The following is an 8622-nucleotide window of genomic DNA, read 5'->3' as shown; positions in this document are numbered from 1 at the left end:
GGATGCCGTCCTCCGCGATCAGGAGTTCATCGAAGTGCATCTCGACGGCTCCTTCGAGCCCAACGCGATCGAGGAGGTCAGGGAGTCCCCGGACGAGACCGCGATCGAGATGTCCTTGCGTGGCCGGGCCGATCGCGGGATCGCCCTGACCCAGACCGAGCAGGAATGGCTGGTCCGCCGGGAGATCGTCGTCGAACTGCTCGCCGCGCTGCGCATCCCGCACCGCATCGTCACCCTGCACGGGAGGGGATATCAGTGGGCGTGACATCACTGTGGTTCATCGACGCCTGGGCCGTGTACGACGGGGTAGCGTTCGCCTCGCGGAGCGCGCCCGAGATCCGCGGGACCACTCGCGTGGTCGAGGCGGAGACCACCGTGTTCCTCAGCGTGCCGGATCTGGAGCCGATCCCGGTCGGGCGAATCACCACTGGCCTGCGCGCCGCGCGGGCGTCGTACCAGGACGGCTACTTCGACCTCGACGGTACCGAGATCGCCTTCGACACACTCGAGGACATCCGGCAGTCCGTGCGCCGGGCCTACATCGCCTGCGGCCTCGGTCCTGGTGGGGCAGCCACGCCGCCGCGCATCGCGCCCGAGCCAGGTGCACCTACGGCCGGTGGAAGCTACTTCGCCGGTGCGCTGGACCCTGCGGATCTCGAGCCGGACGCGCGGCCGCTGGATGTTGTCCGGCGTCTTCTCGACGAAGAACCTGAGCGCTTGCGACGCGCCGTACAGGCGTTTGGCGAGGGCGTGGTGCTCGATTGGGAGGCAGCCCTGCAGCACCGGTTGCCGGCTACGGAGGATGCGCTCGGCGAGCTGTATGCAGTGTTCGCCGATGCGGGGATCTGGCCGGGGGTCGAAGAGCGGGAGAGGTTCGTCAACGATCACCATCTGTTGGCCGGCATGCATTACCTCACTGAACGGCGGTACAACCCACCGTTGAACCCGTCGCCGCGCCGGTACTCGACCCAGCGTTTGCTCACTGTGGCGCCCTGTCCGAGCCTTCCGTTCCCGGAGCCGTTCAGCCGGTTGTCCGATCCGCTGAAGCTCAGCCTCTGCGACTCGGAGTATCTCTCCTCCGGCGGCCTGGCGAAGGGGGTGCCGGTGTTGCTCGCGGTCATGTTGGTCGGAGTGACCATCGGTGGTCCATCCACCTTCTGGCATGGAGTGGCTCAGGTGTTCGACCACCGGATGAGGTCGGCGATCGATTGGCTGGAACGGCAGTTGCCGCGACCTGTCGTACCGGAGGTAGCCGACCAACTGTTGAACGGATTCGCGCGCAGTTGGTTGCAGGGGCCGCCGCCGGACTTGCCTGGTCCTGCCTCCGCTCCACCGTCCACCGGTCCTTCCGCTGGCCCGTTTGCTCCGGCACCGTCGCCGTCGACCGAGACACCACCTGAACCGGATTGGCTGCAGCAGGTGATAGACGATCCCTGGTTCACGGTTCGGCCGGAAGATCCGCCGCCCACTAGGAGCGCTCCGTGAGCGGCGTCGGGGTAGTAGCCGTGGCTGCGCGGTACGCGGCGGTCGTGGTGGGCGCCGCCTTGCTCGCCGGGACGGCGTTCACGTTGTTCAAGGACGAGCCTCAGGTGAGCGTCGTGGCAGTGATCGCCGGCGCCCTCTTGCTGGTCACGCCGCTGATCGTGGATCGGCTGGAGGCACTGACGATCGGAGCTGACGGCGTCGCCTTGCAGCTGACCAGCCATATCGAGAAGGTGGCGCCGGAGAGTGCCGCGATCTTGAAACAGAACAACCTGACCACCGAGCTCGAGACCTACGCCTACGTCTACAGCAAACTGCCGACTCCCGCGCATCGAGATGCCCGGGTCGAGTTGCTGGACGGGATCCTCGCTGACGTGACCGCGACCGCCAGGAGCCGGAAGTACGACCCGGCTGAGGTCAAGCTGCTGTTCGCCGACGGTACGCCGGTGATGCGGATGCTCGCGTTGGCCCTGATGGAAGGCGATCCACGATTGCTTGACCACGAGGCCTTGCGCTCGGCGGTGCTGACTTCGGCGAGCGGAAACGAGCAGTACCACGGGCTGCTGCTGGCCAAGGCGAACTGGTCCCGGCTGCCCGCGGCGCTCCAGGACGAGTTGAAGGCGGCCATGGAGCAGGACCCCTACATACAGCAGGATCCGGACCGCAAAAACATCGCGGACCGGATCCTGGAGCTGGATCAGGCTGATGAGCCCGACAAGCCTGAAGAGCTTGATAAGGCTGATCAGTCCGATGAGGATGATCAGCCCGACAAGGGTGACCTGCCTCGGTAGTTCTGGATCAGTGGGTGTGCGGCTCGGTGCCGTGTTCGGCTTCGTGGGCCGCGATCTGGGCGCGGACCTCTTCCATGTCGACCGCGCGCAGCTGGCTGATCAGGTCCTCCAGTGCGGCTGCCGGCAGGGCGCCCGGCTGGGAGTAGAGCACGACGCCGTCGCGCACCGCCATCAGTGTCGGGATGGAACTGATCTGGAACGCCTGGGCCAGTTCGACCTGGTCCTCGGTGTCCACCTTGCCGAAGGTGATGTCCTCGTGCGTCTCGGACGACTTCTCGTACACCGGTCCGAACATCTTGCACGGGCCGCACCACTCAGCCCAGAAATCGACCAGGACCAGGCCGTCGGAACCGACCACCTTGTCGAAGTTCTCCTGGGACAGCTCGACCGTTGCCACTACAACCTCCGAAGTTAGACGAATACCCCCACTTCAACAGCCGAGGTCCCGCCAGTGTTCCCGCCGGGCCCCGCACCCCGCCCGCGCAGTACGGGTGCTCAGATCGGGATGTCGACGAAGACCGAGGCGTAATCCTGCACCTCGTCCAGGATCGCGGCCGCGTCCTCCGGGCTGAGATCGGCGCGCTCACGCTCGGCGACGATCATCTGCTGCAGCAGCCGGGTCTCGCCGGCCGTCGCGAGGCCGGTGATCTCCGGGTGGCCGTTCAGCAGCCAGGCTGTGGCGGCCGTCACATACCGCTGCTCGTCGAACGGCCGGTACCACGTGTCGTACGCGTGGGTCTCGCCTTCCTGCCAGTTCCGCCGGGCGATCATCTTGATCGTCATCAGCGCCGCGTCCGAGGCCTTCACGGCCTCCACCAGCGCCGCATAGTCATCCGCGTACTTCGGGTCGGTGGACAGCCGGTAGTTCAACGGGGTCAGCACGCTGTCGAAGTCGAACCGCCGCAGACCCTCCCGGTGCACGGACGGCGCCTCCGCGGTGTGACCGGTGATCCCGATCGCGCCGACCATGCCTTCTTCCTTGGCCCGGATCGCGGCCTCGAGCGAACCGCCCTTGCCGGTCACGAGGTCGAGATTCTCCAGATCGCACACCGCGTGCATCTGGATCAGATCCACCCGATCGGTCTGCAGCCGCTCGAGCGAACGATTGATCTCGAACCACGCCTCGTCGTACGTGCGTCGTCCGGTCTTGGTGGCGAGAAAGATCCGGTCCCGGATCTCGCCCATCCGCGGCCCGAGCCGCAACTCGGCGTCACCGTAGTCCGCGGCGACGTCGAAATGGTTGATCCCGGCGTCGAGCGCTTCCTGGATCGAGGCATCCGCCCGGTCCTGGTCGACACCCCCCAACGACGCGGCCCCGTAGATCAGTACCGAGCTCTGATGGCCTAGCCGGCCCAGGCGGCGAGTCTCCACTGCAGTCCTCCAAGGGGTGAGCAAGTCATCCAAGACCCTATTACTTTCGGCCCGCGCCACGCAGACTTTTCCACAGGCTGGAACCCCGGCGATCGGTTACACTGCGTGATCAGTTGTGCGTTCTTTTACCATGTTGTTCGCACGGATTTTCGAACCTGTCGGATCCGTATGGCATGGTTTGCGCTGCCTGATCACGCCGATCGGGCATGAGAGAGGAGCTATGAGGACGGTACCGAAGGTGTCACGCTTCCGAGGGATGTGTGCATCTACCCCTGAGTGGGGTAACAGTATGGCTGCGGGGAGCGATGGAGCATCCGGATCCTGGTCTCAGGACTCCCGGTGGACAGTTGCTTGCCGTATTCTCCCGGCTACTGTCCGCGTAACTGCTGTCTGAGGGGCGGGTAGCGATGAGTTGGTGGCGAAGCTTGCTGAATCTGCCGCCAAAAGGTGAGCACTGGGCGGACCAGCGGCGCACGAAACAGAGCCGTACCAAGAAGGCGGGCAAAGGTGGCCCGCAGAACACCGCACCGGAGTGGTGGAACCACCCGGATGGCCCGGTGTCACCCCAGCCTCGGCAGGCACAGGGCGTAGCCGCTCGCTACAGCGGCCCGCCGCCGAATTCGGGTAGCGTGATGGCACCTCCGCGCCGACCCCAGCAACCCGGCGGTCCGGCTCAGCCGCCCACGGCCGCTCCGGGTGAGCAGCCGACCACGCGGCAGCCCGTGGCGCAGCCCGGACAACGGCAACCAGAGCGACTCCGGCAGCGCTCTCCGCACGGCGCCCACGCGGCCCCGGTGCCGCCGCGGGGGCCGGTCGAGCCCAGTCAGACCCCTTGGGCCACCGAGCCCGAGTCCTCCTTCTCCACCTGGGCCCGGCGGTTCTTCCGCGGCCTGGTGGTCGCAGTACTGCTGCTGGCCGCGATCAGCGGGGTCCGGTCCTGGATCCGGCCGAACACCACGCCGGAGACCGTGGTGGCCGGGCAGACCGGCTTCCCGGTGAACGACGCCCGCGCGGTCGCGACCCGGTACGCCATCTCGTACCTGAACTGGGACGAGAACAACCCGGACGCCCGTCCCGCGCAGATCAGCATGGACCTGGCCGCGGGGCTCGACGCCCGGGCCGGGTGGAACGGCCGGGGCCGGCAGACCGCGGCCATCGCCTACCCGGGTGAGGTGACGGTCGACCCCAGCGGCGTGACCGCCGTGGTCGACGTACGGGTGCAGGTGCGCCCGTTCACCCTGAAGGGCCGCAGTTGGATCGGCGGCGACTACTCCTGGCAACGGGTCTCGGTGCCGGTGGCCCGGACGTCCTCGCGGATCGTCGCGAGCGGTCCGCCGACCTTCGTGCCCGACGAGCGGGTGGCGCTGCCGGACAACATGCCGGAGGCCGGAGTCGAGGACGACGACCTGACCGCGGCCACGCTGAAGGACGCCGAGGCCTTCTTCAGCGCGTACGCCGAATCTGATATCAAGGTGGCCGCCGTGACGGCACCGGGAGCGACGATCCGCAGCCTCAACGGTGTGGTCAAGCTCGACGAACTGAAGGACTGGCAGGTCTACACCGGAAACGATGACGAGCGCCGGGCGACCGCCGCCGTCACCTGGGACGGGACGGGGGACACCACCCTCGACCAGACCTACACGCTCACTCTGCGGCGAACCGTGGCCGCGGACGGAGCACAGCGATGGCAAGTGGCTGCCGTCGGATGACCACCGCTAACTGCCGTCGGATGATCACAGCAACAAGGGAGATACCGCAATGATGACTCACCAACTGGCCGCGAGCGTGGTGGAGCTCGCCGCGCCGCTGGCCGACTCCAACGTCCCGACCGGCGCGGATTTCAAGGACTGGGTCCTGGTCATCGCGGGGAACATCTTCATCGCGATCCTCGTACTGCGCGCGATCGGCCACTACTTCAAGCGGGAGTGGGGCGAGTTGTTCGGCCACATCGCCGCAGGAGTACTGGTCGGCGGCCTGATCTACGCCAACAACCAGACCATCAATGTGCTCAAGGGCTTCTGGGGATTGCTTGCCGGGGGTTCTTGATGCGAGTCGGTCGAACCCTGACCCACCACTTCGAGATCGAGACCCGGCAGTACGACCTGCTCGGGATCGACCTCGGAGAGGGCGCCCGCCGGCGGATGATCATCTTCGGCGCGGTGATCATCATCCTGTGGGTGGCGCTGCTGGTCCCGTTCATCGGCGTACCACGCCAATCCACCGTCAGCCTGTACATCGTGCCGCCGTTCGTGATCACGGCGTTCGGCTGGCGGGCCGGCAAGCACCATGAGCGCCGCCGCCGCGTGACCGAGTGGGCCCTGGCCGTCCGCTACGCGTTGCGCGCCCACCGCCCGATCATCGGACTCGGCGCCCGGGCCGCCGACAAGACGGAGTACCTGCCGTGGCGTGAGCGCGTCGCGACCCAGAAGGTGGCGAACCTGGCGAAGGCCAGGGTGACGCCGGAATGGGAACGCGAGGCCGTGGTGGAGCTCGACCCCCAGGTCCGCGCCGGCGCGGACATCACCGTGAACCAACGCGCCCGCCTGCTGGGGGCGGATCACGTGCAGAGGGTCAGTCGCAGGACATCGTCGGGACACAGCCGATTGGAAAACAAGGGGCACTGATGAAGATCGCTGACAAGCTCCTGAACCTGGTCGGTATCGGACGAGACCGCGGCCTGCCACCGCCCCGGCTGGTGGCCATCGCCGACGGTCTGCTGGTCACGGAACGCAGCGCCGAGGCGTGGTTCCTGATCTCGGTCGCCAACACCGACCTCGCCACCGAGGCCGAGCAGGACGCCGCCCTGGACGCCGCGGTGAGCGCCGCCGCGACCGTGCTCGGCGACCGGCTCAGCCACCTCAAGGTGGTCTGGGGCCGGTCCACCGGCCAGGACTACATCGACAGCGTGGCCGGCCACTACCGGCTCGGCGACCACGAGGGCTGGGCTCAGACCCGTGCGGACCGGATCGACGAGATGCGGATGCCGGAGCGGTACGTCGCGCTCGGCGTGCACCTCAGCGACCGGGATCCCCGCGCCACCGCCCAGGTCCGCGGTTCGATCAGCGATGCCCTCGGTACGACGTCGTGGCGGGTCAGCGCGCGCGAGCTCGCGCACCTGGACGAGCGGGTCCGCAAGCTCGGCCGCCAGCTCGGATCCACCGTCTGGCGGGCCCACACGGCTCCCGCCGAGGTGATCTCCTGGCTGGTCAGCCGCGAGATGCACCGTGGTGCCGTGGCAGCACCTCGCAGTGGCCTGATCACCGGCGCTTCGCTGGCACGGTTGACCTCCGGCCGCGTCGTGCCGTACACGGATCATCTGCGGATCTACGACGCGCGCGGCCAGATCGCGGCGTACACGACTGTGCTGGCGATGACCGATTTCCCTGAGGAGCTGGAGACGCCCGGCTCGGGGGAGTGGCTGCGGACGCTGTCGGAGATCAAGGCGATCGACGACGACGGCGACGAGATCGACGTGACCGTCGAGGCGTCGGTGCGCTTCCGCGTGCTCACCAAGAAGACCGCGCGCCACCTGGTCGACGAGACCCGCAAGAGCGCCAAGGAACAGCGCCGATCCGCTGCCAAGGGCACCGCGGAGGAGACCGCCGACGAGATCGTCGAGACCGAGCGGGTGATGCGCGAGGTCAAGCGCGACATCAACCGCAGCGGCCTCACCCTGGTCGAGGATCACCCGCGCCTGCTGGTGAGTGCGGATACCCGCGAAGACCTCGAGGCGTACGTCGACGCCGTCGTCGCGCACTACGCCGATCGCGGTATCACCGTGGCCGCAGGTGCCGACGAGCAGCGTGATCTCTGGCTGGAATCGCTGCCGGGTGACCAACTCCGCGTGCCGGATCTGGGTCACGTGCGCGAGTCGACCGCGTTCTTCGGTTCGTGGTTCTGGGGTGGCGCGTCGATCGGTGACGCGGCTGGTCCGGCCATTGGTTATCTGACCGGCTCTACTCCCGGTCTTGTCCGGTTCGACGCTGCCGCTGGTTCTGCTCTCGGCGACGCGACCACCACGTTGTTCCTCGGTCGTTCTGGTCGAGGTAAGACGACTGCGGCGATGCTTGGTGGCCTGGATTCTGCCTTCGCTGGTGCCTGGGTCCCCCTGCTGGACTTGAAGGGTGACGCTGCTGGGGTGTCCGCGGTCGCCGCGGAGTACGGCGTACCGACTGCTGTCATCGAGATCACGGCTCAGTTCTCGGGTGCTGCCGACCTGCTGCGGGTCTTGCCGGTCGACGATGCTCTGCTGCAGGCGCCTTCGCAGTTGATGCTCCTCCTGCCGCCGCATCTGCGGGGTGCCGCCGAGGCCCCTGTGATGGCGGCGACGCGCGCCGAGATCCAGTCGCCCGATCCGTCGTCGTGGGGCGTCATCCAACGCTTGTGCGCGGCGGATTCGGAGACCACCCGCACAGTCGGTTTCGCGCTGCGCGACCTGGTGGAGACCGGCCTGGGTTCTGTCGTCGCGGGTCCGCCTTCGGGCCTGTCGTCCCTGACCACCAACCCGGGCCTCTGGGTCGTGCAGATGCCCGGCCTGACCCTGCCCTCACCCGAATCGGCGCCCGAATCCTGGTCCCCGATCGAACGTGTCGGCATGGCCTGCCTCCGCGGCTGCCTCGCCTGGATGATCCGTACTACGGGTCGTCGCGAGTTCCGTGGTCGCTCCAAGGTCGTCATCGTGCCAGAGGTCCACCTGCTCACGAAGACGCCCGACGGCGCCTCGTTCCTCGACTACATCGCCCGCGTCGGCCGTGCCCTCGGCGCCTCCCTGGTCCTCGACACCCAGGACCCGGCGTCGATCCTGAAGCTGCCTGGTCTGGTCGAGCAGATCACCACCCTGTTCGCGTTCAGCCTGCGTTCGCGCGAACAGGTCGACTCGCTCCTGGAGTTGTTGGGCCGCCCGCAGACTCCGCCGTACCAGACCCTCGTCCGCGGCATCAACACCGCCGCCAACGGCAAGAGCATCCGCCACGGCCAC

The 8622-nt window shown here is 67.5% G+C and carries 9 protein-coding genes; 7 read left to right on the top strand and 2 right to left on the bottom strand.

The features are described 5' to 3' along the window. The 3 genes from VFG33_RS22890 to VFG33_RS22880 all read left to right on the top strand — a co-directional run. On the top strand, window positions 1-265 hold a 265-nt coding region (locus VFG33_RS22890; RefSeq protein WP_325054974.1), incomplete at its 5' end, for a hypothetical protein. Continuing rightward, window positions 262-1485: an HAD family hydrolase gene (locus VFG33_RS22885; protein WP_325054973.1), complete on the top strand. Its 1224-nt coding sequence runs from the start codon at window positions 262-264 to the stop codon at window positions 1483-1485. The genes VFG33_RS22890 and VFG33_RS22885, both read left to right, overlap by 4 nt. Continuing rightward, complete coding sequence (locus VFG33_RS22880) at window positions 1482-2273, top strand: hypothetical protein (protein WP_325054972.1); 792 nt, start codon at window positions 1482-1484, stop codon at window positions 2271-2273. Before VFG33_RS22885 ends, VFG33_RS22880 begins: the two co-directional genes overlap by 4 nt. A gap of 7 nt (window positions 2274-2280) precedes the next feature. Here VFG33_RS22880 and trxA read toward each other — a convergent pair whose 3' ends face one another. Together trxA and VFG33_RS22870 are read right to left on the bottom strand one after the other, a co-directional pair. Beyond that, entirely contained in the window at window positions 2281-2670 is a 390-nt protein-coding gene (trxA, locus tag VFG33_RS22875; protein WP_325054971.1) for a thioredoxin, read from the bottom strand. 98 nt (window positions 2671-2768) lie between these two features. Beyond that, window positions 2769-3644: an aldo/keto reductase gene (locus VFG33_RS22870; RefSeq protein ID WP_325054970.1), complete on the bottom strand. Its 876-nt coding sequence runs from the start codon at window positions 3642-3644 to the stop codon at window positions 2769-2771. Between the two features lie 407 nt (window positions 3645-4051). Between VFG33_RS22870 and VFG33_RS22865 the strand changes: the two genes are divergently transcribed. The 4 genes from VFG33_RS22865 to VFG33_RS22850 all read left to right on the top strand — a co-directional run. Then, window positions 4052-5353, top strand: coding sequence for a conjugal transfer protein (locus tag VFG33_RS22865; RefSeq protein WP_325054969.1), 1302 nt, complete (start codon window positions 4052-4054; stop codon window positions 5351-5353). 49 nt (window positions 5354-5402) lie between these two features. Continuing rightward, window positions 5403-5690, top strand: coding sequence for a hypothetical protein (locus tag VFG33_RS22860; RefSeq protein ID WP_325054968.1), 288 nt, complete (start codon window positions 5403-5405; stop codon window positions 5688-5690). Continuing rightward, window positions 5690-6268: a hypothetical protein gene (locus VFG33_RS22855; RefSeq protein ID WP_325054967.1), complete on the top strand. Its 579-nt coding sequence runs from the start codon at window positions 5690-5692 to the stop codon at window positions 6266-6268. The genes VFG33_RS22860 and VFG33_RS22855 overlap by 1 nt, the downstream gene beginning before the upstream one ends. Continuing rightward, window positions 6268-8622: ATP-binding protein (locus VFG33_RS22850; RefSeq protein ID WP_325054966.1), on the top strand; the 2355-nt coding region annotated here is incomplete at its 3' end. The genes VFG33_RS22855 and VFG33_RS22850, both read left to right, overlap by 1 nt.

Source organism: Kribbella sp. (assembly GCF_035687465.1).
GTDB lineage: Bacteria > Actinomycetota > Actinomycetes > Propionibacteriales > Kribbellaceae > Kribbella.
This window is presented reverse-complemented; position numbering and strand designations above follow the sequence as displayed.